The organism is Flavobacterium sp. Root420 (assembly GCF_001427905.1).
GTDB lineage: Bacteria > Bacteroidota > Bacteroidia > Flavobacteriales > Flavobacteriaceae > Flavobacterium.
The window spans coordinates 316479-343445 of record NZ_LMEF01000029.1 but is presented as its reverse complement, the minus strand read 5'-3'; the positions used below and the strand labels follow the sequence as shown (position 1 = coordinate 343445).

At 37.7% G+C, this 26967-nt stretch carries 15 protein-coding genes; 6 read left to right on the top strand and 9 right to left on the bottom strand.

All coding sequences use genetic code 11. The annotated features are described in order from the left end of the window. Genes ASC72_RS15855 through ASC72_RS15845 form a run of 3 tightly spaced genes read left to right on the top strand, consistent with a single transcriptional unit; the run spans window position 1 to window position 7104 of the window. Entirely contained in the window at window positions 1–3027 is a 3027-nt protein-coding gene (locus ASC72_RS15855; protein WP_056192697.1) for a SusC/RagA family TonB-linked outer membrane protein, read from the top strand. A 10-nt stretch (window positions 3028–3037) separates the two neighbouring features. Then, a complete protein-coding gene (locus tag ASC72_RS15850; RefSeq protein ID WP_056192694.1) occupies window positions 3038–4438 on the top strand; it encodes a RagB/SusD family nutrient uptake outer membrane protein in 1401 nt (466 codons plus the stop codon). A gap of 23 nt (window positions 4439–4461) precedes the next feature. Then, a complete protein-coding gene (locus ASC72_RS15845; protein WP_056192691.1) occupies window positions 4462–7104 on the top strand; it encodes a prolyl oligopeptidase family serine peptidase in 2643 nt (880 codons plus the stop codon). A gap of 60 nt (window positions 7105–7164) precedes the next feature. On the opposite strand, the gene ASC72_RS15840 is transcribed toward ASC72_RS15845, so the two are convergent. From ASC72_RS15840 to ASC72_RS15825, 4 genes are all read right to left on the bottom strand, one after another. Further along, the gene (locus ASC72_RS15840; protein ID WP_056192688.1) at window positions 7165–7443 is read right to left on the bottom strand and encodes a DUF6520 family protein; all 279 of its coding nucleotides are present in this window, start codon (window positions 7441–7443) and stop codon (window positions 7165–7167) included. An 82-nt stretch (window positions 7444–7525) separates the two neighbouring features. Further along, window positions 7526–9064 carry a MauE/DoxX family redox-associated membrane protein gene (locus ASC72_RS15835; RefSeq protein ID WP_056192686.1) on the bottom strand — a complete coding sequence of 513 codons (1539 nt, stop codon included), beginning with the start codon at window positions 9062–9064 and terminating at the stop codon, window positions 7526–7528. A gap of 703 nt (window positions 9065–9767) precedes the next feature. Next, window positions 9768–11633, bottom strand: coding sequence for a DUF2075 domain-containing protein (locus tag ASC72_RS15830; protein WP_056192684.1), 1866 nt, complete (start codon window positions 11631–11633; stop codon window positions 9768–9770). Further along, on the bottom strand, window positions 11630–11959 hold the full coding sequence (locus ASC72_RS15825; protein WP_056192681.1) for a nucleotide pyrophosphohydrolase: 330 nt from the start codon (window positions 11957–11959) through the stop codon (window positions 11630–11632). Before ASC72_RS15825 ends, ASC72_RS15830 begins: the two co-directional genes overlap by 4 nt. Window positions 11960–12381: 422 nt before the next feature. Between ASC72_RS15825 and ASC72_RS15820 the strand changes: the two genes are divergently transcribed. The 3 genes from ASC72_RS15820 (at window position 12382) to ASC72_RS15810 (ending at window position 16325) form a co-directional block, all read left to right on the top strand. Further along, window positions 12382–12975: a hypothetical protein gene (locus tag ASC72_RS15820; RefSeq protein ID WP_056192679.1), complete on the top strand. Its 594-nt coding sequence runs from the start codon at window positions 12382–12384 to the stop codon at window positions 12973–12975. Between the two features lie 85 nt (window positions 12976–13060). Continuing rightward, window positions 13061–14485, top strand: coding sequence for a DUF262 domain-containing protein (locus ASC72_RS15815; protein WP_056192676.1), 1425 nt, complete (start codon window positions 13061–13063; stop codon window positions 14483–14485). Beyond that, complete coding sequence (locus ASC72_RS15810) at window positions 14475–16325, top strand: DUF262 domain-containing protein (protein WP_056192673.1); 1851 nt, start codon at window positions 14475–14477, stop codon at window positions 16323–16325. The genes ASC72_RS15815 and ASC72_RS15810 overlap by 11 nt, the downstream gene beginning before the upstream one ends. Before the next feature lie 511 nt (window positions 16326–16836). On the opposite strand, the gene ASC72_RS15805 is transcribed toward ASC72_RS15810, so the two are convergent. The 5 genes from ASC72_RS15805 to ASC72_RS15785 all read right to left on the bottom strand — a co-directional run bounded on the left by ASC72_RS15805 (window position 16837) and on the right by ASC72_RS15785 (window position 26258). Beyond that, window positions 16837–17865, bottom strand: a complete 1029-nt coding sequence (locus ASC72_RS15805) for a hypothetical protein (RefSeq protein WP_056192670.1) — start codon at window positions 17863–17865, stop codon at window positions 16837–16839. A 944-nt stretch (window positions 17866–18809) separates the two neighbouring features. Then, a complete protein-coding gene (locus ASC72_RS15800) occupies window positions 18810–21863 on the bottom strand; it encodes a PAS domain S-box protein (RefSeq protein WP_056192667.1) in 3054 nt (1017 codons plus the stop codon). 1 nt (window position 21864) lies between these two features. Then, window positions 21865–23007 carry an FIST signal transduction protein gene (locus ASC72_RS15795; RefSeq protein WP_056192664.1) on the bottom strand — a complete coding sequence of 381 codons (1143 nt, stop codon included), beginning with the start codon at window positions 23005–23007 and terminating at the stop codon, window positions 21865–21867. An 891-nt stretch (window positions 23008–23898) separates the two neighbouring features. Next, window positions 23899–25347: a serine hydrolase gene (locus tag ASC72_RS15790; RefSeq protein WP_056192661.1), complete on the bottom strand. Its 1449-nt coding sequence runs from the start codon at window positions 25345–25347 to the stop codon at window positions 23899–23901. A gap of 77 nt (window positions 25348–25424) precedes the next feature. Further along, window positions 25425–26258: an AraC family transcriptional regulator gene (locus ASC72_RS15785; protein ID WP_056192658.1), complete on the bottom strand. Its 834-nt coding sequence runs from the start codon at window positions 26256–26258 to the stop codon at window positions 25425–25427. Window positions 26259–26967 lie beyond the last annotated feature (709 nt).

Below are 26967 nucleotides of genomic sequence, written 5' to 3'. Positions count from 1 at the left end.
ATGAATAATTATTCATTTTACAAGGGTGGTAAGGCTTTTTATTGCCTGTTTTTTTTCGGGTGTTTCTTGTCTTTTACCCCTGTACTGGCAACCAGTATGTTGCGGCAACTCCAGTCCAACACTCCGCAAAATATCCTGCACGGTATCATTACCGATGGCACGAGTCCCTTACCGGGTGTTACCATTTCTCTAAAGGGAAAAACCCGCTCTGGAACGATTTCCGATTATAATGGGCAGTACTCTATCACTGCCAGCAGCTTAGATACCCTTATGGTGTCGTTTATCGGTTTTAAAACCGCTATAATCCCTGTCAAGGGGCAACAAACTTTAGATATCGTCTTGCAATCCAACACAACAGAGCTGCAGGAAGTACGGGTCAATGCCGGATATTATTCGGTAAAGGAAAGCGAGCGCACCGGAAATATTTCCCGTATTACCTCAAAAGATATCCAGACCCAACCCGTGACAAATGTGCTGGCCACCATGCAGGGCCGCATGGCAGGGGTCGAGGTGACCCAGACCACAGGGGTTCCTGGTGGCGGCTTTGAAATTAAAATACGCGGGCAAAACAGCATAAGGCCCGAGGCCAATAATCCTTTGTATATCATCGATGGGGTCCCTTACGCCTCTGATCCTATTGGCTCGATACAAACCTCCACCATTTATCCCACTTTTAATAGCAGTCCGCTAAACAGTATCAACCCCGATGCTATTGAAAGCATCGAGGTGCTCAAAGATGCCGATGCCACGGCCATTTACGGCTCCAGGGGCGCCAATGGCGTGGTGCTGATTACCACCAAAAAAGGAAAAGAAGGAAAAACCAGCTTTACCCTTAACGCTTCCTCGGGGGCGGGAAGCGTGACCCGCTTTATGAAACTCATGAATACCTCCCAGTACCTTGAGATGCGGCGCCAGGCATTTATAAATGATGGCAGAACCAAATATCCCAAGCGCGATTATGACATTAACGGCACCTGGGACCAAAATCGGTATACCGACTGGCAAGAGGAGCTTATCGGTGGAACAGCCGCCATTACCGATTTGCAGGGCACCCTTAGCGGAGGCTCACAAAATACCCAGTTTCTTTTAAGTGGCAATTACCACACCGAGTCTACGGTATTTCCTGGTGATTTTCTATATAAAAAAGGAGGCTCACAGTTCAATTTGAACCACCAGTCCACTGACAATAAATTTCAGCTGGTATTCTCAGCGGGTTATACCGTTCAGAATAATAACCAGCCTGCCAATGATTTCACCTACGATTCGCGCACCCTGGTTCCAAATGCCCCGGCGCTTTATGATAGTAAGGGCAATTTGAATTGGGAGAAAGGGACCTGGAACAATCCCCTGGCCATGCTCTCGGCCCAGTATGTATCCAAAACCAAGGACCTGCTGGCCAACGGGGTCCTGTCTTACCAGATTCTGCCAAATTTAAAACTTAAGGGCAGTTTTGGCTATACCGATCTGCAAAATTCAGAGAGTCGAATCAATCCATCAACCATATACAATCCATCCATTGGGCGTACCAGCGCCATTTCCACTATAGCGCTCAATACCACCAAACGCAGCTCCTGGATCATAGAGCCGCAAATAAACTGGGAAAAAGAATTTGGCGGGGGGAGGCTAGGGATTCTTTTTGGGGGAAGTTTTCAAGAGCAGAATACCTCCCGCCTTTTCCAGTCCGGAACCGGATTTAGTTCCAACAGCCTGATTTATGATCTTGCCTCTGCCACCTACCAGCAGGTACTTGTAAGTGATGAGACCCTTTACCGCTATCAGGCATTTTTTGGAAGAGTGAATTATAACTACATGGATCGCTATATCCTGAACCTTACCGCGCGGCGTGACGGGTCTAGTCGTTTTGGCCCAGGGAATCAATTTGCTAATTTTGGCGCCGCCGGCCTGGCCTGGGTATTCTCCAATGAGCATTTTTTAAGCGATAGCTCATGGCTTAGTTTTGGAAAGCTAAGGGGTAGCTACGGCAGCACAGGCAGCGATCAAATCGGCGATTACCAGTTTTTAGACACCTACAATTCCTCAGGGGTCAGTTATGATAATATCATAGGATTGCAGCCCAGCCGGCTCTTTAACCCTAATTTTGGATGGGAAGTCAATAAAAAACTCGAGGCCGCTTTAGAACTTGGTTTTCTGGCAGACCGCATTTTTATAACAGCAGCCTGGTATCAAAACAGGTCCTCGAATCAGCTCGTTGGAATCCCGCTGCCAGGAACTACAGGCTTTCCCTTGATCCAAGCCAATCTGGCAGCCACCGTGCAGAATACAGGATGGGAGTTTACCCTTAGGACGGTAAATTTCTCCTCTAAGGATTTTAACTGGACCAGTAGCATTAACCTGAGCCTTTCGCGCAATGAACTACTTTCTTTTCCCAATCTGGGCAGCTCTACCTACGCAAATAAATACCGAATAGGAGAGCCTTTAAACATCCAGCTCCGATACCATTACACGGGATTAGACCCGGTCTTGGGAATTTACCAGTTTGAGGATCAGAACAAAGACGGTAAGATCTCTTCCCCTGATGACAGGCTAACGGTGATTAACCTGAATCCCGATTATTTTGGAGGATTCCAGAACCAGCTGCGATACAAAAACTGGAAGCTTGATTTTCTGTTTCAATTTGTCAAACAGCGCAACCAGAGTTTTGACAACGGCCTGGCGGGTTATATGACCAACCAGCCCGAAAGGCTAATGGGCAGCTGGCAGCAGCCAGGAGATCCGGGCCCTTATCAAATTTATTCCGCCGGATACAATCTTGGGGCTGTGATGGCCTATTCCCGTTATGGGCTCAGTGATGCCACGATAGTGGATGCCTCATATATAAGGCTCAAAAATATGGCAGTGAGCTATGATGTGCCCCTACACTTAAAAGAAGTGAAATGCGCTGTTTCGATCCAGGGGCAAAACCTGCTCACTTTTTCCCCATACAAGGATGGCGATCCCGAATTTACCAATCCGGGCTATTTGCCGCCCCTTAAAATTATCACTGGTGGAATTCAACTAACCTTTTAAAGCATATCCCATGAAAACAATATATAAACAATCGTATGTGTGCCACACTTCCCTTAAAGCAATGCTTTTTAGTTTGCTGGTATGCCTATCGGGTTGTGACTCCTTCACTGAGGTGGATCTTCCAAAATCGCAACTTACCAGCCAGGCCGTTTTTCAGGATTATGCCACCGCCAATGCAGCCATGGCCGATATTTATGCAAAGCTACGGGACACGGGGCTACTATCAGGAACTATATTTGGGCTATCGGCACAGGCAGGAATTTATACCGATGAACTGGATTTCTATGAGGGTTCCAGCAGTGCTTCTTTTGCCTTTTACACCAATGCCGTCTTGCCCTCCAATGGCAATGTATCGCAATTTTGGAACAATGCATACAACCAGGTTTATGCCTGCAATGTAGTGTTAAGTGGCGTGGAGGCCTCTGATTTTGATACGCCGAAAAAGGCACAATTAAAAGGCGAAGCGCTTTTTATACGCGGACTGCTTCACTTCTATCTTCTGCAGCTCTTTGGCGATATTCCCTATGTGAAGTCTACCGATTACAAAGCCAACAGCACAGTGAGCAGGATACCTTTGGATCAGGTCTATTTGCAAATCATAGAGGATTTGACAACGGCCCAGGCCCTGCTCCCTGCCTCCTATCCCACTTCAGAGCGGGTACGTCCCAATTCATTTGCTGTAAAAGCAATATTGGCCCGGGTTTATCTGTACAAGGGAGCCTGGGAGGATGCCCGCCAAATGGCCACAGTGGTCATTGACAATACTTCCCTGTATGGGTTTGAAAATGAACTGGACAAGGTGTTTTTAAAAAACTCACCGGAAGCTATCTGGCAATTCATGCCTTCTCTGGCTGGCAAAAATACAGATGAGGGCAGTGTTTTTATTTTTGATTCCGGTACCCCGCCCCAGGTGGCCCTTACAGAATCGCTGGTAGGTTCTTTTACGCAGGGCGATCTGCGCAAATCACATTGGATAGGCGTGGTAAGCGATGAGAGCGGAACATGGTATTATCCTTTCAAGTACAAGGAATCCCAATACAGCGGCACTTCAAAAGAATATTCCATCGTGCTTCGCCTTAGCGAGCAATACCTTATTCGCGCAGAAGCCCGCGCAAAACTCGGAGACCTTACCGGGGCGAAGCAGGACCTGGATAAAATAAGAAATCGCGCAGGGCTTCCAGGCACAGCCGCCGGATCCAAAGAAGAGCTTCTAGAGGCCATTTTAGAGGAAAGAAAAAAAGAGCTCTTTACCGAATACGGGCACCGCTTTTTTGATCTGAAGCGAACAGACCAATTAAATACTGCCCTCTCTGTAAAACCCGGCTGGGATACCACAGAGAATTTGCTGCCCATCCCTGAGAGCGAACTTGCCCTTAACCCTAACCTGAAGCCACAAAATCCGGGCTATTAATTTTAATGCTAATATACACGACAATGAAAATACAATCCAGAATAACAATGCCAATACCTTGTCGAAAGACAACCTTTTTTTTAGTTTTTATTTTGCAATTGGTTGCCTGCTCCCTTTGGGGGCAGGTATTGCAAAAAAAGGAATTAACAGCTAGTGACTACCCAAAATGGGGCGATCTTGATCCTGAAAAAATAAGCCCGGACGGAAAGTGGGTCAGTTATTCGCTTTACTACCAAAATGGCCAGGATACACTATTTGTAAAGAACATTACCTCATCAAAGAAATATACTTTCCCCTTAGGGACCAGGGGAAATTTCATTACTACGGAATGGTTTGCCTACAAAACGCAAAAAGAATTGCATCTGGTCAATTTAAAAACCGGAGAGCAAAAGCGCATCGATAATGTCATAAAGAATCTTTACGCTGCACCAAGTGGGCAGCTATTGATTTTAACGAGTGAAAAAGCAAAAGAAAATACGCTGGTTATTCAGTCCGCTGACGGCAGTGCAGTGCAGCGTATTGCAGGGGTCGGAGAATTTGTCATGAATCCGGCTAAAACTATGCTGCTCTACACCCAAAAAACTGCAGATCAGTACAGTATCAACCTTTTGGATCTTTCCAAAAATAACAAAAAAACAATGCTTCATAGTGGGGTGGATCCTTTTGCGAACCTGGTATGGCACAAAGAGGGAACCGCGCTCGCCTTTACGCAAAAATCAGCTGTGGATCTTCACGGCAATATCCTCTTTTTTTACAACCTGCCCGATAAAAAACTCTATCATTCCAAGGCTCTGAGCCAGCAAAACTTTCTGTGCGATTCCCTCTCGATTCCAGTTGCAAGCTACAAACTGCAAATTTCAGGGGATGGGCAGAAACTATTTTTTGGTTTGCAACGCATAAACCAAACAAAAGACAGCGCCAAAAGTACTGATGTGCAGGTGTGGAACGCAAATGCCAAATGGATTTATCCTACCGAGGAAAATCAAAAAAAATTCAAGGGAGTCTACCTTGGTTTTTGGTCTCCCCAGCAGGATCGCTACAGTCTTATCACTAATGATTTACTGCCCCAGCCCATGCTGACCGGCGACCAGAAATATGCCCTTATATCTAATACCAAACAATACGAGCCACAATACAGAAGAGAAGGCCCCAGGGATTTTTATCTCCTTGACCTTTCCACGGGCAAAAAAGAATTATTGCTTAGGGAACATCCTGATTCTTACCTCTATACCATACCTTCTCCCCAGGGAAAATACATTGCCTACTTTCACCAGAAAAACTGGTGGATCTACAATATCCAAAAGAAAACCCACACCAATATCACCAAAAACATCGATGCTGCTTTCTATCATAACAAAAGTGAACAATATGAAGGCGAAGAACCTTATCCCAATTTAGGCTTTACTCCCGGTGATAAAGAAATCCTGCTATGTGATGCCTATGATATCTGGGCGGTTACCCCTGATGGTAGCGCCGCTAGAAGGCTCACCCATGGCCGCGAGAGCCAGACCAAATTCCGACTCGCAGGTTATTCCCAAATTGTGCTGGGAAGACTCAACTATGACGGGTGGATACTGGACCCCATTGATCCTGAAAAGGGAATGCTGCTCGAGGCTACAGGCAAAGACGGGGGCACCGGCTATTATAAATGGTCCACTAAGTCCAATGATAAGATCGTTTTTTCGGATGATACCGGCCTGAGTCTCATGGTAAATACTGCCGGCACTTATATGTATCTGGAACAAAGCTATGAACTACCCCCAAGGCTTATGGTTCTAACGCCAAAAGAGAAAACACCTCAGCTAGTGGTACAAAGCAATCCACAGCAAGAACAATTCTATTGGGGAAAAGCAAAACTCATACATTATAAAAATGCCAAAGGAATACCCTTAAGAGGGATCCTGTACTACCCTGCTGCCTATGACAAGCAAAAGAAATATCCAATGATCGTACACATTTATCAAAAATTCTCTGATAGGATTCATAACTATATTGCTCCATTGGACTTCGACTCTGCGGGGTTTAATATATCAACCTATACCACCCAGGGCTATTTTGTGCTTCTTCCCGATATTACCTACGAAATCGACAATCCCGGAGTATCGGCCCTGGATTGCGTGGTGGCCGCAACCAAGGAAGTGATTGACCAAGGTCTTGTACAGGCAAATAAGATTGGGCTCATAGGCCATTCCTTTGGCGGCTATGAGGTCGATTTCATCATCACCCAGACCAATCTTTTCGCCACTGCTGTGGCAGGCGCTGCCATAACTAATTTCACAAGCCATTATCTCTCGGTGGGTCTTTTTGGAAAACCCCTGATGTGGCGATTTGAAAATCATCAGATGCGCATGAAAAAATCCTTATTTGAAGACCGGGAAGCCTATGCTCGAAATTCTCCCATTGAACACGTGCAAAATTGTACGACGCCCTTGCTTTCCTGGACAGGAACAGAGGACAACAATATACCCTGGACCCAAAGCAGGGAATTTTATTTAGCCCTCAGGCGTCTGGGAAAACCCAATATTATGCTGGTCTATCCCAAAGAAGGACATGATCTTGAAAACCGTGATAATCAGAAAGACCTATCTACAAGAATCCACCAGTGGTTTGATTATCATCTGAAAAATACCAGCCCGGCGGAATGGCTTATAGAAGGCCTGAGATAATTGCAAAAAAACAATGCAGTTCTTTTGGAACTGCATTGCATTTTAATGGGCATTCAAACTTTATTGAGGACGAAACACTACCCTTTCACATGTAGTCGGGCTGTCCATTGCTTTGGCCTGAGGTCCCGATGCGCCAAAAAGACGGCAAATCTGGGTACCTTGTGTATCACAGCTAACAGGAATATCACAAGGATCATCCTCAGTTTCAACAAAACCCAATATTGGAACTAAGTCCTCTGCATTATTAGCACTTTGCATGGAAGTGGTAAAAAATGCTCCGGAGATGCCCAACACAAAAACTCCGATAGGCATCATCTTTTTTAAAACTATTGTTTTCATAATAATTAAAATTTATGATTAAACGCGATCTACTTTTTTCTACAGGTGTTCGATCTGATTCCTGACACTTAGCGCTAGTATATCATGGCGTATGGGGATTTTTTCCCAATACGTGTTTCATTTCACTTTTTAGCTTTTCACCTAGTTTATAGACTACCAATTTAGTATCGATAAGAGCATATACATGGGTTGGGGTAACCTGGAAACTTCGAAATTTCTTATTTCCAATCCCATAGATATGAAAACTAAAGAGGTAGCTTTTTTCATTAAGATCATAAACGTCAATCACGGAGGCTTGCTTCCAAACCTGCTTTTGTTCGAATCGGCCTGGAACATTCGAATTAACAAATAGCAAATGTCCGCAAACACTGCTGCTTTTATTGACATTCAGAGTAGGGATTGCCATGGTCCGTTCTGTTTTTTCTTTGAGATAGGCTACTTTTATCTGCGCACGCGAGATGGTATCAATGGTATTGCCCCGATAGTTCAATGATCCTTTTGAATCGGCCACAATAAACTGGTTCCGATAGGCATAGAGATAGACTATTTTTTTTATTTCAGCGCTGTAATGCAGCATTCCATCAGTATCAAAAACCCCGTCAATTTGCTTTTGCAATAATTGTGGTGCCATTAGTGTCTTAGATGGTTCCTTTGCTTTAAAAACACCAAGGGTGTTATAGCCTGTAGTCTTGCTTATTCCTCTAAACACAATGGAACTGCTGTCTATAGGTGCTGCCAAATTAAAATAGGGAGCTTTGGACTCGTGTAATCTGGCAATCCAATTATGGGTATTGCCACTAAAAATCGCAGGAACGCTCCCATCCAATATATAAAAATAGGGAGGAGCAACTGCTATCCTGGGTACCCTGAAAGAAAAAAGTTTGCGATCCAGTGAGATTCTTATTTTTTGCTGCTTTTGTTTGGTATCAACAGACAACAAGGACAAGGGAGCAGTAGAGTTTCCAAGATAGATTTTTCCTTCGCCTTCTCCTGCAAAATAATACGAATTGTATTTCAGGTCTATCGTATCTATAAGAGTCACGGGATGATGGGGATAACGGCGGATAAAAGGATTTTTATGCTGCATAATTTCCTCCGAACTAACAAACAAAAACACAACGATACCACTACTGAGCAAAGCGCTCAGAAGTAACCCTATGGAATATGGAAGTTTTGTATGATTCTTTGCGCTGGAAAAATTTGCTGTGTGATTAAGCCAAAGTGCCCATGCGCCCAGTACTACAAAAAAAATATTGAACACGAGGTGTTGCTGCCAGCTCATTTTCTCTAGTATGCCACCACAGGAACAGGGAAGAAAAGAACTAAAATTTAGCATGATAAAAATATAGGCCGTAAACATTGACATTAAACAAAATCCGGCGTATAGCGCCCTAAAGCGCGTTTTAGGGAACAAAAGAAAAATAGTAATGGCAAATTCTATAAGAAGCACCACCCAGGAGATCCAGCTGGCAAAAGCACTTAAGAGTGGAGACTGCCCGAGTTCTACCTTGAATTTCTCAAAATCAAGCCCTTTATTCATTGCCGCATAGACCAGTAAAAAAATATACAGTAAACAGGTAGCATCTAAGATATTTGCCTTTGTTTTTAAGCTTAATTTCATATTATTTAATTTTTAAATTAATACTCTATATAAGCACCTAATTCTATAAAATCAGACAAGGGAAAAGTACCTTAAGACTGTTTTAATTATTATAGAACAGGTATAAAAACAAAAATACAGCTACCTAAACAACAACCAGTTACCAAAAACAAGCCAGGATTTTTTAAAAACCTGCATTTTTAGTTAAAGTTTGAAATCGTACCGCGACACATAAAATGAGAAATAAAAAAAGGCATCAAATATCTAGGTTTTGTATTTCTAAGTAAAGTTTTACTTTGTAATTGGGTAATTGAAATAGCGAAGCGATTTATGAATTTTTCACTTCATAATTATTGATAACAGCTCTAAATACTTATTATTGAAATTGTTCCAAACAGCAAATAAATATCACTTTTCTGGAGGATTGTTATTTATGAAGTTTTTGGCTAGGTTTGCCTTGCCAGATTAAAATCCCCCTCTCTTGTATTGCTTCTTAAAAAGTATCACCCGCTTTGCGTAGCGCTAACTGTCAAAAAAGAATAAAATCATTCTTTGATCAGGTAATGAAACAATACCATGCAAACCCCATTTTCCAAATCTTCAAGCAAATTCTTCTCTATAAGGTGGATTTATATTATGTATCCTGGCCACTGTAGCTTTGATCTCTTTGTAAACTCAATGGTGTACTATTTTTTTATTTTCTAATTTATTGATCCCTATTTTATTAATCATTTATTGAAATCAATTTTTTAAAATAGTCATTGGTCTCTTTATCTTCACAGTAAATATAACATCCTCTCATTCCCCTTGTCATAAGTGTCCTATAGGTATTCTTTATTATAATCTCCATTAATTCCTGGGTCTGTGTGCGATTGGCCTTCAACATTTTTTTATACCCCCTTATAGTGCTGTCATTAAAGTGCCTCTTTGATGCATCAGTTAAAACAATACCATCTCTAACTATTAGATCAGGTCCAAAAATCACCCCTACATAATCCACCTCTAGTCCTTGACAGGTATGTATACATCCTATTTCATTGACTGAATCGGGCTGAATAAGCCATTTCATTCCATCTTGGGCTAAATTCCATTTCATTGCAAAATCAAACCCCTGAAAAGAGATATCCATCGCATTAAAATCTTTTTTGCTTTTCCATGGCCAACAATAACCAGCTACCAATCTGGCTTTATTGTTTATTTTGTTCCTTTCAAGGATTTTATCTCGTAGCTCTGATGGATTGTCATAAACCCTAAAATCATACTCATCCCGCTCTAAAGTCATATTGGCCGTCTCTCTAATTTGCAATACATAGTCAAGCCACGCCAGATAGCCATCTGATCCATTACATCTGAATTGCGAATTAAGTTCGAGTTCGGTAACCTCTGCGCCTTGTTCACTAGCAAGTTTTTTAATTTCATCTATTTGACCAATATCATGAATGGCCACTTTCTGATTTTCATCTATAAAGAATACTGAGAACTTCGATGCAAATAGGATTTCTTTTATCTGATTCTCGCCAAGGTTTTTATATATCCCTGATTTTGCATTTAAACGGTGCGCCTCATCTACTATCAAGGCATCAAATACATTTGATAATGTACTTGTAAAGGATCCAGACCCTGTAAAGAAATTTGATATTTCAGACTTTTTAAATGATCCTTTCAACTTTGATTCGTATACGGCCCTGGGAGCCGCGTTCTTGGTAACATACTGAGCAAGATATTTTTGGCTTGTCAGTTTTACAAGTAAATTAATCGCTACAACAGATTTTCCTGTACCTGGTCCACCTTGAACAATTAATACCTGCTTCTTTTTAGAAGTAGCTTTTTTTGCTAAATGAAGCGCATTTTCATAAACAATCTTCTGATCATCTATCATAACAAACTCATTGTTTCCCTTTAACATTGAAGAGAGATTATCGGCTAGATTTTTCGAAGGTCGGATTCTTGCCCCATCGATTTCAAAGATTACCTTATCTTTATCTGCAAACTTTACAAATTGTTTTATAAAATCACTTAATTTAAATGCGTCTGCTTTCAAAAATAAAGGCGCACGATCGATATGCTCTTTGTAAAAAACATTATCAATTATATTATCTGAGTTATAATTATGAAGATATGCACAAGGCTTCAATTGAATATTGGAAGTATAAACGGCCTCATTAAAGCCCTCTAGAAGAGATGCATAAGACCATGCCTGATAAGACGGGTGACTGACTTCTCTTTTTCTTTTACCCACAAAAGTCTCAATAATAGCATCTTTGTTTGTAATTTCAGATTCTGTCCACTGTTTTAGTTCAATTAAAATGGCATAATTAGTTTTTTTATGGTCCTGACCAGTGACAATAAAATCAATCCTTTTTGAGGTTTGAGGAATCTGATATTCAATAATTATACCCGCCTGATCTGGAATCTCCGTATCACACAGTACATTATGCATGTACATCATTGACATTTTCCATGAATTTATCTCAGCAATTGTAGTGGAATAGCCGAGTTTGGATCTAAAAAAATCATGAATTACATTTTCAATATTATTGGAGCGCACATCATGACAAAACGAGGATTTACTGCTATGATATATAATCATAACTCATTATATTTTTTTGCATTCCCTTTTGCTTTATCAACAGGGTATTTTTGTGCATTCTTGACTATTTTTTCCAAAATGATTTCCTTGACATCTAATTTATATTTATCGGCTAACAAAAAGGCAAATGAGAAAACATCCGCTAGTTCGTCCTTTATTTTTTCAAGATTTGCTTCTTCTGCTTTTTTCCACAAAAAAAGCTCTAGGAGCTCTGAGGCCTCAATGGAGATTGCTAGTGATAAATCCTTAGGATTATGAAACTGCTCCCAATCTCTTTCATTTCTAAATTTAAGCAGAGCCTCATAAATTTGTTCAAAATCATTCATTTATCGTCGTTTATTTTTTAAATTAGATTAAATGTCGCTATAGACAAATATAACCAATTTAAAGCTCTGCTCGCTAAACAAAAAACTCCAAAGTATAAAAAAAGCACCTTTAAAAATTTTACCTTCAAGGACTATCTTCTATTTTATTATTTTAAATGATCGCAATATTTTTAAAAGAGCCAAATAATTGGAACAAAAAAATAGATTTTGCTTAAGCCCTTTTTTATATACTATGTTTTCCTACTTTTAACATCAAAGAAATAAGAAGTCTCTAATGGCAATTAATATGCACAATTAGTCAAGCACAGTTCTGGTATATATGCCAAGAAGCAAAATTGAATTTGCAGTTATAAAAATCCAACTATTGCTTACTTTGAATTTCAAACTTTAATAATAATACCAAACATTTAAAAAACTAATTAATGGTAGAACAACTCTATGCAGCAATTGCTTTAAATTACGGGATACAATCAATACTTGCTAACGCTAATGTAAACTTTTATAACATCATTAATGGAGAGGCAATTCTTGAGCAGGAAGATATTTTAAATCTACAATTGCATGCTATTGTTATTGCAAATACTGACAGTGCTGTTTTTGCTTTTTATGTAGATTCTTTACATTTTAAAAACCCGGAAGAAAATTTAACTTTTGCTTTAGCAATAAGAGAAAACCTCTTACCCGGGGCCTTAGGATATAATGCTTTATTTACTGAAATGATAGCCCTTCATGAATTAGCTCATTTAATTGAACAACAAAATTTAGTTGATCAGTTAGGGATCATATTAAATGATTGTGATAGAACTATAGGTAGATTAATAGAACAGCGAGCCGCAAGTATAGAGCAAGATTTAACTCATAATAATGAGTTTGGTGCTATCCTTCATCATTTAATTCAAAGACAAAATCCAACTAATTCCCAACGTTCATTAAGATTAGCCATGTCACAAACACTCCTGGATATTGAACAGGCAATACTTGATGGCGAGATAGATGAGAATTTTTATCAGTGCTAAGTTCATACTAAATTAGAACATAAATAATCAATATGGGTAAACAAAGCGAAGCTGAAAAACCCTAAAAGTAAAAAAAGTTGTTGTAATGAATGGAATTAAGGCAGAAATAAAAAAAGTTAATGATATAATTAATCAAAATCTAAATATACCCGAATACCAAAGACCCTATCGCTGGGGATATCAACAAGTAACACAGCTCTTAGATGACATTTATGGTAGCTGGAAACAGAAAAAAAAGACTTACAGAATAGGAAGTATTATTCTGCATGAGAATAACAAACAATTGGATATTGTAGATGGTCAACAAAGAATTACAACCATAATTTTAACTTTATTACAATTATCACACAGTACCCCCCCGGCTCTTAGTTCATCCTTGAAGTACAATCATGTTGATTCTAAAAATGCAATAATTTATAACAGTGGATATATTAATTACTGGATTCAGGAACATATTGCCACTGAGTTTGCAGCGTTCATAGAATACCTTATAGATTCTTGTGAGTTTGTAGAGGTTATAGTATCCAACCATGCTGAAGCATTTCAAATGTTTGACTCGCAAAACAGTAAAGGAAAAGAACTCCAAGCATATAACCTTCTTAAAGCTTATCATATTAGAGCTATGGAAGAAGATAGCCAAATACTTAAAGTTCAATGTGATCAGAGATGGGAAAATGCTACTCGTCATCCTTTAGAACAAAATCAAATAAAAGATATTTTAAAGCAATTGTTTAATGAGCAATTATATCGTCCACGCTTATGGTCAAGAAAAGAGAAGGCGTATCAATTAAACAAAAATAATTTGCACGAATTTAAAGGAATAACATTTAAGTCTAATCCAAAAGCAGATCATCCCTTTGAGAATAAAGATTTATTGCAAAATCATTTTTTAAATCATAAAGAGACCAATGATTTAAAACTTACATCAATAAAGGAAAGATTTGAGACTCTTCGACTTGATAATGTAAATCCTTTTGTCTTAATCAATCAAAATATAATAAATGGGAAAGTCTTTTTTGAATATGTAGAGACCTATACAGAAATCTATAAACAGTTGTTTATTTATCTGGACAACTCTGTTGCCGCTGCCGGGTTTAAAGAATTTTACAAGACCTTTGTTGATTATCCTACTACACGAGATGGAGATCGATACCTGAAAGAACTCTACAAATCATTAGTTTTATTTGTTTTTGATAAATTCGGAGAAGAGGGACTACACAAATATTATAAAATATTATACACTATTGTCTATCGCTTAAGATTAGAGAAGCAAAAAGTTAAATATGAGTCTGTAATGCAGTACGCTATTGATCATCAATTATTTGCCATTATAGCAAAAAGTAAAAACTATTCCGATTTAAAAAATTTAAATCAATTGGTCCGGCCAATTGATTGCAGAAAAGAAATAGCTATTGTTATAGAAGCATTGCTCTTATTAAATATAAAAATTACCACAACTGACAAAAAAATAAATTTGTCAAAATATCAAAAATCCGGCTATGGAGTATAAAAATTTAGATAAAAATATCAACCAAATTTTAAATGATCAGTACATAGTTCCTTTATATCAAAGAAATTTTGCTTGGGGTGAGAATGAAATCTATCAATTATTGCAAGATATCTATGAAAATTTCAAAAAAATACCTCAGGTTAATTATTATATAGGGAGCTTAGTTGTTTTAAAAAGAGTAAATGGTGATTTTGAAGTTATAGATGGTCAACAGCGCTTAACAACAATTTCATTAATTGCAAAATTTTTAGACAATCAGCTGACAACTCCAAAACTTAAATATGATTCCAGACCCGAAGTAGAAGAATTTCTAAATAACTATTACCAGGATACAAAGATCGTAAATGCACTAAGCGATGATAAAATTGCTCATTTTGTAGATGCCGTAAATTATATTCAAAACGCTAATGTAACTCCAAAAAAATTAGCGCAAACCCCTTTAAATACTTTAGATGAAAAGTCTTTAAGGGAGTTCAAAGAATACTTTTTCACTAAAGTGATTCTCATTAGAGTTGAAATACCTAATGATACTGACGTAGCGCATTATTTTGAGGTAATGAATAACCGCGGAGAACAGTTGCAAGAACATGAAATCTTAAAGGCTAGAATTCTTGAAAAGGAAAAAGACTCTAAGTATTTTAAAATATATGCGAAAATTTGGGATGCGTGTTCTCAGATGAATCAACAGGTTCAAAAGTATTTTCCGCCAAATGAAAGAGTCGCGTTGTTTGGAACAAACTACAATTCATTTACTTATAAGCTTTCTGATATAATCGATGATGGAAATGCTATAAATCGACCTCAAACAATTAGCGAGATTCTATCGAAGCCCCTTATTATGAATGCTCAAAGTGATAGCACAGATAATGACAATGAGGTTGAAAAACTGAATTCTATAATTGATTTTCCAAACTTTTTAATGCATGTTTTTAAATTAAAATACAGTACTCAATATGACATTCCTCTTAATGGAGATGATTTGCTAGGAGTATTTAATGCACTAGAGAAAGTTATAGATACCAAAGACTTTATTAAAAGCTTACTTTTTTATAGAGTGGTATTTGATAGGTTTGTTATAAAATCTGCTGAAGATGAAAAATCTGAAGATAGCTATAGATGGTCATTAAAAAAACCCGAACTGTATTATTACGCAAGTAAAAAACAAAACCGCATAAATTTTAAAAATACTTTTGATGATCCAGAAAGAATAATAAAAGCGCTTTCTATGCTGCAAGTTACCTTTAGAACTAAAAAGTATAAAAATTGGCTCCAGGAGTTACTCAGTTGGTTTGTCCCCCAAAACAGCTTAAATATTTCCGCTATTGATTTTTTATCCAAATTAGATGCCTTAATTCTTAATACATATGATAGGAATGAAAAGTTAGCCTTGATCGTTAAGGATAGTAATTACGCCCAAGGAACAAATACACCTCATTTTTTATTAAATTTTATTGATTATTTAATGTGGGTTGAATATCCATTAAAATATAATTTTGAATTTAAATACCGAAATTCTGTAGAACATCATTTACCACAATCTATGGAAAATGAAGCGAACAAATTGGTTTTAAATAATTTAGGCAATTTATGTTTAGTGGGTAAGAGTTTAAATTCAAAAATGAATAACGAAAGCCCCGTTGGTAAAGCAACAGAAAACTCAGGTAAGTACTACCGAGATGACTTGCCTCCAAAGCAAAAAGAAATGTATGATATTACCAATACAAAAGGTAGTTGGGGAAAGATGGAAATAATGGATCATTATCAAAGCGTTATAGACAAATTAAAAAACAAAGAAGATATTTTAAAACCTCAAAAAAGTCCAAAACCATTAGTGTTTTAAGCTTTATTGCAATAAGTTAATACTAAGCCATTTATACACTTACAGTGGGCCACTAAAAACAAAAACAGGCAAATACACCTTTTTTTTCTTGCAAAAAAGAGATCCCCTAGTCTAAAATACTATTTTTTTTATCCGTTGAGTAAATAAATGCCTTGCCAAACTTAAGATTGACTTAAGATCAAACAGGATATAAGTCAGCATATTAACAGATTAATAAATATCTAAATGATATTCCCTATCATGCCCAGGCTCTTTTGCAAAGCTTCTATTTAGTTCATTATTCCTTATTTATAAGTTTTTATAACCAAAGCAATTTAGCTGTATTTATGATAATTTATATGAAAATTTTGCTTCTTTCCTTCTATCCAATTAAGACTGAATAGAATCATATATTAATTTTAAAATTTCATTCAAATTCTTAATTTAATCTCTTTTTTTTTAAATCCATAATGAATTTTATTCTTAAGGCGGCAGTTTTTATTTGCAGTATTTTTTTATTACAGAATCTTAATTAATGACGATTATCACATTGAAGAAAAATCTCTTGGTTTGATTTGTCAATAAGTGAAATTTCGGGGCATCCAAAAGAAATGTATTCAAAACCAAAAACAACGGTTGGTTTATTTTTAAAGAGTTTTCCTGTCCACTGATAAATTGCATCTTGTCCTTCTTGATAATTCAAAGCTGCCGCAGAGGTGCCTTCGCTTTGGCTATAGAGCTTTTCAATTATAATATCTTTAGTTTTAGCATCAGCCACTAAAAGGCGTCTTGCATAAATTATCTTATGAGTATCTATATATTCTTGTAAAAAATAGTGATAACTTTCTGTTTTAAATAGGTAGGTATTGCCTGCCAGGGTATTTTCCAACAAAGCACGATCTTCATTTTTCATTGGTTTTGACGGATATTCTTTACTGTCAATTCTTTTCCAAACAATTGGCTTTAGAGCTTCTTTGGAAAATGGATTTTCTTTGCCCACATATACTAATGCATCTCTAAAATAGTCACTAAGTCCATTTAAGGATTTAGTGCTGATTTCAAATCCAATCATAAAATCAAAGGGGCGATAAGGCCAGTCTGCTTCTGAAGAATATGCATTTAATAAGGCAGCGGTTTTTAGGTTTTTCACAGCAAAGGAAACCAATTTGTTCTTAGCATAATCCAATACAAAAACAGAATCGGTTTCTGATATATTGGTTTTAGATAAAAATCTTTTTCTGTAATTTCTATCTAAGATAAAATACTGGGCATCGTATTTTCCCAGTTTCTCTATAGCAGGCAAGGCAAGGGTGTCATTTTGATCATTTACAGGATAAATATCCGAGAGGGAAACAAAAGCAACATCACTGCTGCCTCTTGGCGTTAGAGTAAACAAATTGATGCTTTGCCCTTTGGGAATCTGGTTTTCCTCTTTTTGTATTGAATCTGTTTTAACCTGTGCATTTTCGGCCAAACCCGAACCATCAGTTTTAGGATTCTCTTTTTTATTGCAGGCAAGAAGCAACAGAAAAACAGCAGATACAAGACGTGTTATTTTCATTTCTAATTCTATTTTTGACTTTTAAGATGATATTTATACAGGGGGGGGTTGTTACTTTTTATCGTCCCTTTTTATTCTTGAAATATAATTTAATCCATAGTATTCCAGCAAGGGATAAAACTAAGGAATAGCAGTATCTTTTTTGTGTTTTCTTTTAATTCTCTAAGGGTCATTATTACATCAAATATTTTATTTGTATTAGGTAGCGAATCAATATGCTGGTATTTTTTATTTATTTGCCCCTCTGATATAGCGGTTACAAAAATAAAAACAGTTAAGTAAGTATATTTTGATCACTGTAGTATCTTACTTTAAAAATATTCAATTCTGGTTACTTCCGACAAGCAAGATTATTCTTTCGAAAACAACCACTGCAATTCTTTTCTTATTGCGGGCTTGTCTTCTATAATTAAAGTTCGTATTTGCTTATATAGAATTAACGGTCAATAAAGCAGTACCCAAGAAATGATTTTTCATTTGGATAAAATTTAAGACACGAATATATAATTTTTTATTTCGATCTTTAAACTACTTAACTTGTTTATTGGCTGTATTTTTTTTCAACGCAGTAAAACACGAGCTACTACTAGGAATTTTAAAACAGGACACCGAATCATTTACGGTTTGCTACGGATTTATATCCTCCAGAATTTACAATGTTTTTTATCTCAGGATTTAGAAGAAAGATACTAACATAAAAGAGATCTTTCTGTCTTGATTAATTACCATTTCGACAACAGAGATTCAGTTAATAGATTCAGTTGATTGAGATACATAAAGTACGAATTGGCTTTAAACCCGGTTTTGGACAAGACTTTTTTCTTAAAGTGGACCCTATTGTTTGCCGGATCAAATGACAAAGTCTTCCCAAATAAAATCCGCATGCCCCTGGTCCATAGTCTGCTGTGAAAAAAATATGCACATGACTTTATGATGGTTTTCTCTTAAGGTTTTATATCAGTCCTACCAATTTCTTCTTTCAACTGCTCAACGGCGCTAGCCAGTATGCTTTTAACCTGAGAAAAGACCGTGCCGATCCTTTCCTTATCAACACCTTCCCGGCTGAGCATCTCCAAAGTATTGACCTGAGCTGTGATGCTTAATATCCCCATGATTTCAATACTGGGCCTGATGCTGTGCACAAGATGGCTCAGGGTTAGAAAATCATCACAGCCTAAGGCAGCCTCCCCCTGGGGCAGTAACTCATTTATCTGGTCTATAAAAGTCAGGATCATTTTGCGGGTAAACTCCTGGTCTCCTTTGCTGATGTTTTGCAGATTTGTCAGATCATAAAGCCTTTCTTTCTCCACTGAGTTTACAGGAGTCGAATCAGGCCGTTTTTTGGGCTCTCTATGCAGGTTCCTTGAGATGGTCTCTATAAGGGCAAACTCCTCAAAAGGTTTGGCTATATAATCGTCCATACCGGCTGTTTTGCATTTATCCACTTCGCTTTTAAAGGCACTGGCCGTCAGGGCAATGATAGGGATTTGCAATTTGAATTCTTCCCTTATTTTTATAGTAGCCTCTATACCGTCCATTTCAGGCATCTGCACATCCATTAGTATGATGTCAAAGTTCTTATCTTTTAAGATTTCAATGGCTTCCATCCCATTGGCAGCCTCGGTGACCATACAATTAAAATAATGCAGGGAATTTACCGCGACCATCCGGTTGATGCTGTTATCTTCCACCAGCAAGACCCGGATCCCTGAAATATCAAACTCTATTTCATCGGGTACCTTTTTAATGGCCAAGAAATCTCCTTTTTCCAAATCGATAATAAAGCTGATTCTGGTGCCTGAATCCTTCTGGCTTTGAACGGTAATTTCACCCTTCATTAACTGGATGAGCTCCCGGGTGATGGCCATGCCCAGGCCTGTACCGCCGAATTTGCGCGTAATGGCCTTATCTTCCTGGGAAAACTTATTGAAGATATTCTCTGCAAAGCTTTGCTGCATTCCTATTCCGGTATCGGTAACCGAGATTTGCAGCTTTTGAAAAACGCCGGTCTGCTCAACAAGGCTACAGCGCAACACTATTTGACCCTGCTTGGTGAACTTCAGGGCATTTCCCACCAAATTAAACAGCACCTGTTCCAGTTTTAAAGCATCCCCTTTTAAAACCCGATGTACCTCTTTGGAAATCTCTGAAATAAGCTTTAGCCCTTTTTTCTTTGCCAGGGGATCCAGAACATTCACAACATTGGCAATTACATCCTCAAAAACAAAATCTTCTTCTTCAAGGGACATCTCCCCGGCCTCGATTTTAGAGATATCCAGTATGTTGTTTATAATCGATAGCAAATGTTTGGAGGCCACCGAGCTGTGCTCTACATATTTTTTTTGCTGCTCGGTTAAGTGCTGGCGCTCGAGTTCTCTTAAAAATCCGATTATGCCATTGAGTGGAGTGCGTATCTCATGGCTCATATTGGCCAGAAAGGCTTCCTTGGCCTTGGATGCCTGTTCTGCCCTGATTTTTTCCTGCTCAAGTTCGATCTCCATCTGTTTTTGCTCGGTTATATCCAGGTGGATTCCTATGGAGCCCACCAGCTTTCCGGTATCATCATAATTGGGCGCCTCGCCAATGGCCCACCATCTGAGCTCTCCCTTTTTATTTTTTACCTGGATCTGATAAACATCGGAGAGTCCTTTCCCGCGCAGGCTATTCTTGGAATTTATTTTTTCCACATCATGAAGGGCAAATGTTTTAGTGGGGTTAAGGCCAATTAGCTCCCCCAGTTCAAATCCTGATATATCGGCAAAACTTTGATTGGCAAACTGAATGATTTCATTGTTGTCCACCTCGATTAGCCCCAAATTCATATTGGCAATAATATTGCGGTACTTCTCTTCCTGAACCCTTAGCCTGGTTTCTGTTTTTTTTCGCTCGGAAATATCCTGCATAAAGGAGCAAAAAAACGCTTCGCCATCTTGCTCCAGCGCTATGATGGAAATCTCTACGGGAAACTCCTCTCCCTGGCTGTTTACGGCCGGGAGTTCTATTTGCCGGTTTAAAATAGGGCCCTTGCCGCTGTCCATATAATACTGGAGTCCCTTTGAATGGCCTTCTTTGTGGCGTTTAGGGATAATGGTCTGGTTTAATGTTTTGCCTAGTACCTCTTCTTTTCTCCAGCCAAAGATGATTTCAGCCTGGGTATTCCAGAAGGTTATTTTCCCTGTAATGTCAATGGTCACAATAGCATTTAGGGAAGAATTCATGATAATGCGATTGCGCTCCTCACTTTGCTTGAGTAGATTTTTGCTTATAATCCTCTGGGTGACATCTGTGATTTTCCAGAGATGCCCCACACATTCCCGGTCAATGAAAATAGGGATATAATCCCTTTCGTAAAAACGATTTTCCACAGTTTCCAGTATTTCCCCTATGACGATTTCCCGCTGGAGTAAAATATCCGAAATCCTTTGCTTATAGCCCTTGCTATCTTTAAATAATGCAGGTGTCTCTGCCATAAATTTAGCGGGTTTCTCCCCGATCATCTGCTCAGGGGAAGCTTCAATATGGCGCAGATCGCACAAGTACTGATTCACAAACAATATCGTATCGCTGTTATCCACAACCAGTATGCCCGACTGCAGGTTGCCCAGCAGGGTCTTTAAGAATTGGACGGTTTCGCCTAATTTCTTCTCGGTTTCCTTTCTTTTATTGATCTGCTCACTTACATATTTAGAGATAAAAAGCAAATCGCTTTTTTCGTTTTCATTAATAGATTCATAGCCCTGGTCCCAATCCGGGAGGCTTTCATATAAATTTAAAATGGATTGCTGCTTTAATTGATATTCTTTTTTTAAATTCTCATGCACTTCATTGTATTCCTTTTCACTTTCCTGAAAGGAATGATCCATTAAATGCCTGTCCCGCTCAAAGGCCAGGTAGGAATCATTAACGGTTTTGATAAAGGACACAACCGAGGCATTATTCAGAAGATCCCCCGGTATGTTTTTATTGATCTGCCGCTGTAAAAGTTTATGAATCTCCATCTTAGTCTATTTCATTAATACAGGTAATGGTCATGGTCTGATTGTGCAGTATACAATCCCCAAAGGGCACAAGGGGCGAGATCTCTCCATAGGAATAAAACCCGCACAGGATAGTCTTATTGCCAAAAACCTCCCCAACGGCTTCCACTTCTTCATCAATCCTGCTTCCCAGTATTAATTTTCGCCCCACGCAACTAATCAGAAGTGCCAAGGCGGGAGTAAAACTATTTATTTCTAGGCAAGAGAGCGCGGCGCCACTCGCCGCATCAATTAGCCGGTCAAAATTAGCTTTCATAAAACGAACTTTACTCCCCTGTGGAATATCACCGGCAAAGGTCATAGTCTGATTGGTTTCATCTATGGATAAAATCGTCCGAACAATAGGTTCCTCAAGGCCCTCCATTTTAATTGACAAGGGAAAGAGCAGCGCCGACCCGGGTAATTCCTCTGCATATTTGCCCAGATAAATTTTATACAGATCCAGTACATTTTTGCCATCAATCTCATATAAAACATTGCTTTGGGATTTGGTCACGATACGCTCTAATCCAAAACTCTCCCACCCTCCCAAAGAGCCGTGGGAGACCATTAGTTTGTGACCGTAAAAACCAACCGCCACAATTTGGCCCTGTACCGGGATGGTATTCAAACCCACCAGGGTCTTTTCAAATTTGGCCGCATCCCCTGCCAGTCCGCCCACAATTAAAACGTGCTCTTTTTTGACCGTATTCATTCCCTTTACCAGTTCACTGGCATTTACCTTGCCCCCGTCTGAGAATATCAGCACCATTTTGAGGTCCTGCTGATCCAATTTTTCAATAAGGGAACAACCGGCCAGAAAACTATTTTCAAAAGCGATTATATCCACCTGGCAGCTTTTAATTCTGGTGCTGGAAAATTTAAGGGCCGTCAGGGCTATGGTATCATCTAAAACTTCATTTTCATAGATCTCTCCCGCCGATGAACAGAGAATCAGTTCTGAAGTGGGGAATTTATTCCTTAACTGGTCAAAAACCTTTTGATCGGCCAAAAGAGCTCTGGCTCCAAAACCCAAAACCAGATCTGAATCACTAAAATTGAGCTGATCGGCATTTACTTCCCTTACAAACGAATCCTCTTTGAATAAAACGGTAGCTACTTTCATTTAAATCCTTTTTTAGTTATTGGGACGAATTAATTGTATCCTTATATTTTCTATCCTAACTTCAGGGAGTTTTAAAATACCCCCTTATGCTTTACGGTCTTAAACTACCGATTCAAAAAAACGATCGCGCTGTTGGTTTTGCTTCTGACCCGCTGATCATAACTATTATGGGGCGCTCTGTTCCTTGCCCCTGCAAATAGCGCAGTGCAAATCCAGGCAAATACTATTGACCCCTTGCAGGAAATGCTCCCAATGCTATTGGATGGTAAACAGAAATAAGGGCAAGACCCGATTTAATGCAAGAGGTATTCCAAGGACTAAAAACAGCTCACTTTCCATTAAAATCTTAATTGGATTCGCATCGCTGCGCTATATTTTTAGCTCAGACTAAAATACAAAAAAATCTTACATGTTTATTTTTGAATGACAATTTTCTTATCCCAAGCCTTCTTGGCTAATTGAATGATACTTTCTTCAACATTAAGGTTTATAAGTTTGATAAGCTTAATTTTCAACTCTTGTTTTCCTGTGTACCTACAAACATATCTTTGATTAGCATATCTTGCTTTCCTTATTTTGTCATGTTTCTAATTCCACCAACATCTGATACACCAAGTCTGGTTGAATCCATTTTTTTGATTTAATACATTATAAAACAAAAAAACAACCCGATAGGTTGTTTTAATTTTGTTACGATATTGGTATAAATCTAAATTTATCAGGCTTTTTTGTGGTTTGATAAATTTTGCTCCAAATTACTTGAAAAATTTAAACACCTGTATTCCCTAGCTAGTTTGGTTCGAGTCCTGTTAAGGTTGGTCATCACAAACACAAAACCAACTTTCCATTAAGCCAATTGCCAAAATCACCAGTAGCAAATATTAGCGGTAGTTATTTCATTAGCAATTTATATTTTAATTTAGCATCGTTATCTTCTGGCTCTTTTTCAATGTATAACTTTAGATAGTCAATCGCTTGTTTTTTTTGACCTGAAAATCTATATGCCTCACTTATATAATAATAGCCATAGGTTGAATTTGGAAAAAGGTGAATATTTAACTTAAATAAATCTATTGCCTGATTAGTCTTTTTTTCGAACAATAGCTTATAACCATATCTTTCAATAAGACTTTCTCTTAATGAATATTTCTTTAAATTTTGTTCTATTTCCTTAAGGCCAGCTTCATAACCTTTGTTGCATACTGTCTTAATTATATCTTTAGTGTAAAAAAAATTGTCAATTGATGGTGTTGAACCCACTAATTGTTTTTTAATTAGATTGCTCACTTCCCAATAATTTTCAACTTCTCCATTTGTTAGAATAACAACAGTATAGCCCAAATCCGGATAAATCATTAGTTCACAAGCAATACCATCATGCCCACCAGTATGTCCAATAATGCGGTGCCCGTTTATTGTGTTTTCTTCAACCCCATATCCATACATTCCTTCTCTATACTTCACTTTACCTGATGTACAAAGAGTTGCACTCTCTTTGCTAAGTAAACGATCGCTTTGTAAAGCATTGGCAAAACTCAACAAATCGTCAACTGTTGAATAGCCACCACCAGCAGGAGTTCCTTTTGCTAAATTTGAGAAAATATTATTTTTCCATTGCCCTGGTTCTTCCAATGACATTGTATAGCCAGTAGCTAAATTTGGAATAGCAACCTCCAATTCGTAAGCATCAGTATTAATCATTTTTGCGGGTTTGTAAATATATTCTTTTACGTAATCAAAATAATTTTGACCCGACACTTTTTCAATGATTAATCCTAAAACCATGTATCCAGAATTGCTATACAAGAAGTCACTACCCGGAGCAAAGGCAAGTTTTTTATTAACAAACAATGGAAGGTAATCAGAAACTGTTTTGAATTTTTCTTTTGCAAGCTTGTCGTATTCCTCCCAAAAACTGGACATTCCTGAAGTGTGCGTTAATAATTGATGAATTGTCACAGAGTCGGCAACAATTTTATTAGGATAATCCAAAAGATATTTGCCTACTTTATCCTGAAGCGAAATTTTGCCAGATTGCACCAATTGCATAATAGCCATACCTGTGAACATCTTATTTATAGAAGCTAAATTGAACTTCGTGTCCGGTTTATTTTTAATACTGTCCGGCAAATTGGCAAAACCAAATGTTTCTCTATATATCGGTTTGCCATTTTTTGCAATAAGAACGACCCCACTTAAGTTATTTTCTTTTTCAAGATTTTTTAAGTGAGATCTTATCGGAGAAATTATACTTTCCAAATTTTGTGATTTGACAACGATAGGCTGTAAAAGGGCTGTCAAGAGGATAGATGCAATAAAATATATTTGACGGGTTTTCATATGGTACATTATTTTATGATTAAAGAAACAAAAGTACTTTCATCGTAAAAGGAAAAATTGTACAAATGTAAACCTACCTATAAAAACAGCCATTGAATTTGTTTTTTTTCTGGCGTAGTCGTTTTTTCAAAAAAAACCTTAGGAGAGAATCCTGTCAATGATTTGAATTCTCTTATCATGTGGGACTGGTCAAAATAATCGACACAATATGCAATATCCGTTAAGTTGTTTCTTGCGTTATTTGATGCGTATTTATTAACCGCATTTCTAAATCTTAGTATCTTTTTGAATTGAGATGGTGTTTTGCAGATATGTCTGCCAAAGTGTTTGTTTAATGTTGTACGTGAAATAGCATTTTTTTTACATAGTTCTGTAATTGTTAAAGCGTCATTTTCTTCACATATAATTTCAGACAAAATAGTTTCAAGGAAATTATGCTGAAACCCTATTAATTTGGATAACCAATAACTTTCAAGAGCTTGAATTTTTTCGGTATCATTTTGCAAAGAAAGAATTTCAATCATAGCTTTTCTATAATCTTTAAAAGGTAAAAATTCAGAAAAATTTGAACTGTTGTAGTGGTTTAATTCAGGCTCCAAAAATGAATTAATAGCTAACGGCTTAAAATAGATAGTAATTTCTTTTATTTCCCCTTCGTATTGAACATACACCGGCTTATTGAAATTAGATACCAAATTTGTTTCAACCTTATTGTCATCGCATTGCCTGATTATTAATTTATTCCCTTTATTAACAGTTTTTGATTTTTCGCTTATTGATACAATGGTAAAAATAGATGGAAAGGTTATGTATTTGGCGGGCTTTTCTTCAGATGTCTGTGTGAGTATATAAATACATTCTATGTATTTTTTAAGCAAAGGATTTAAAGGGGAATAAACTTTTATTTGCATAGGTTGTAATTGGGAGTTAGAGCCTAACTAACTGTTTGTAGACATATTTGACTAAAATTGGATTCACTCGCTGTCAACGAGCCTTTTAATTTGTTATACATTAACAAGCCTTTTGTCTTTTGCCGTTGGTTCACTAAAATTACCGTTAACTTATTTATATGTGCGACAAAACCATCCAAAACCATCCAAATTTGGGTAGATATGTGTGATAAATTTCACACATTATTTGCTTTCAAATATATATTTTTTTTTCACTACAAATTATCAAAAGACTTTTTAATTTGATTGATGCTTTTGGCATTTATAGGAGTAGCTATGCAAACAGAAAGAAGAGAAAAAATTAAGATGCGTATTTTAAAATATCATAATAATCCAAAATAATCTGATTAGATATTTGAATGCTTCCCGCTACCAAGAAAAGTGCTGTCTTCTTTTTTTAAATTCAAACAAACGATCCTAATATCCTAAAAATTAAAATGCACATGAAATCTGGAGTTTTTTTATTCTAAGTTAAAACGTAAAAAAGGTGGGGACAAAAAAATTGCGCAAAGCTCAGAGACATTTAAAAGCACACTTTGGAAAGCGGATGTTTGGCCGATAAGCTGTAAAGATAATTCTCTACTCTTGTTTTATAGCATGGTTTGCAAATATATGCACAGTAGCCGTACCTGTTATGACATTAAAATTTAACGATGATTGCTAATCTGCA

What these genes read in the sequence shown, in the direction of transcription:
- ASC72_RS15820 (WP_056192679.1), top strand. Translation starts at nt 12,382, where the DNA reads ATGGTAGAACAACTCTATGCAGCAATTGCTTTAAATTACGGGATACAA.
- ASC72_RS15815 (WP_056192676.1), top strand. Translation starts at nt 13,061, where the DNA reads ATGAATGGAATTAAGGCAGAAATAAAAAAAGTTAATGATATAATTAAT.
- ASC72_RS15805 (WP_056192670.1), bottom strand. Translation starts at nt 17,865, where the DNA reads ATGAAAATAACACGTCTTGTATCTGCTGTTTTTCTGTTGCTTCTTGCC.
- ASC72_RS15855 (WP_056192697.1), top strand. Translation starts at nt 1, where the DNA reads ATGAATAATTATTCATTTTACAAGGGTGGTAAGGCTTTTTATTGCCTG.
- ASC72_RS15825 (WP_056192681.1), bottom strand. Translation starts at nt 11,959, where the DNA reads ATGAATGATTTTGAACAAATTTATGAGGCTCTGCTTAAATTTAGAAAT.
- ASC72_RS15840 (WP_056192688.1), bottom strand. Translation starts at nt 7,443, where the DNA reads ATGAAAACAATAGTTTTAAAAAAGATGATGCCTATCGGAGTTTTTGTG.
- ASC72_RS15850 (WP_056192694.1), top strand. Translation starts at nt 3,038, where the DNA reads ATGAAAACAATATATAAACAATCGTATGTGTGCCACACTTCCCTTAAA.
- ASC72_RS15835 (WP_056192686.1), bottom strand. Translation starts at nt 9,064, where the DNA reads ATGAAATTAAGCTTAAAAACAAAGGCAAATATCTTAGATGCTACCTGT.
- ASC72_RS15845 (WP_056192691.1), top strand. Translation starts at nt 4,462, where the DNA reads ATGAAAATACAATCCAGAATAACAATGCCAATACCTTGTCGAAAGACA.
- ASC72_RS15790 (WP_056192661.1), bottom strand. Translation starts at nt 25,347, where the DNA reads ATGAAAACCCGTCAAATATATTTTATTGCATCTATCCTCTTGACAGCC.
- ASC72_RS15785 (WP_056192658.1), bottom strand. Translation starts at nt 26,258, where the DNA reads ATGCAAATAAAAGTTTATTCCCCTTTAAATCCTTTGCTTAAAAAATAC.
- ASC72_RS15795 (WP_056192664.1), bottom strand. Translation starts at nt 23,007, where the DNA reads ATGAAAGTAGCTACCGTTTTATTCAAAGAGGATTCGTTTGTAAGGGAA.
- ASC72_RS15810 (WP_056192673.1), top strand. Translation starts at nt 14,475, where the DNA reads ATGGAGTATAAAAATTTAGATAAAAATATCAACCAAATTTTAAATGAT.
- ASC72_RS15800 (WP_056192667.1), bottom strand. Translation starts at nt 21,863, where the DNA reads ATGGAGATTCATAAACTTTTACAGCGGCAGATCAATAAAAACATACCG.
- ASC72_RS15830 (WP_056192684.1), bottom strand. Translation starts at nt 11,633, where the DNA reads ATGATTATATATCATAGCAGTAAATCCTCGTTTTGTCATGATGTGCGC.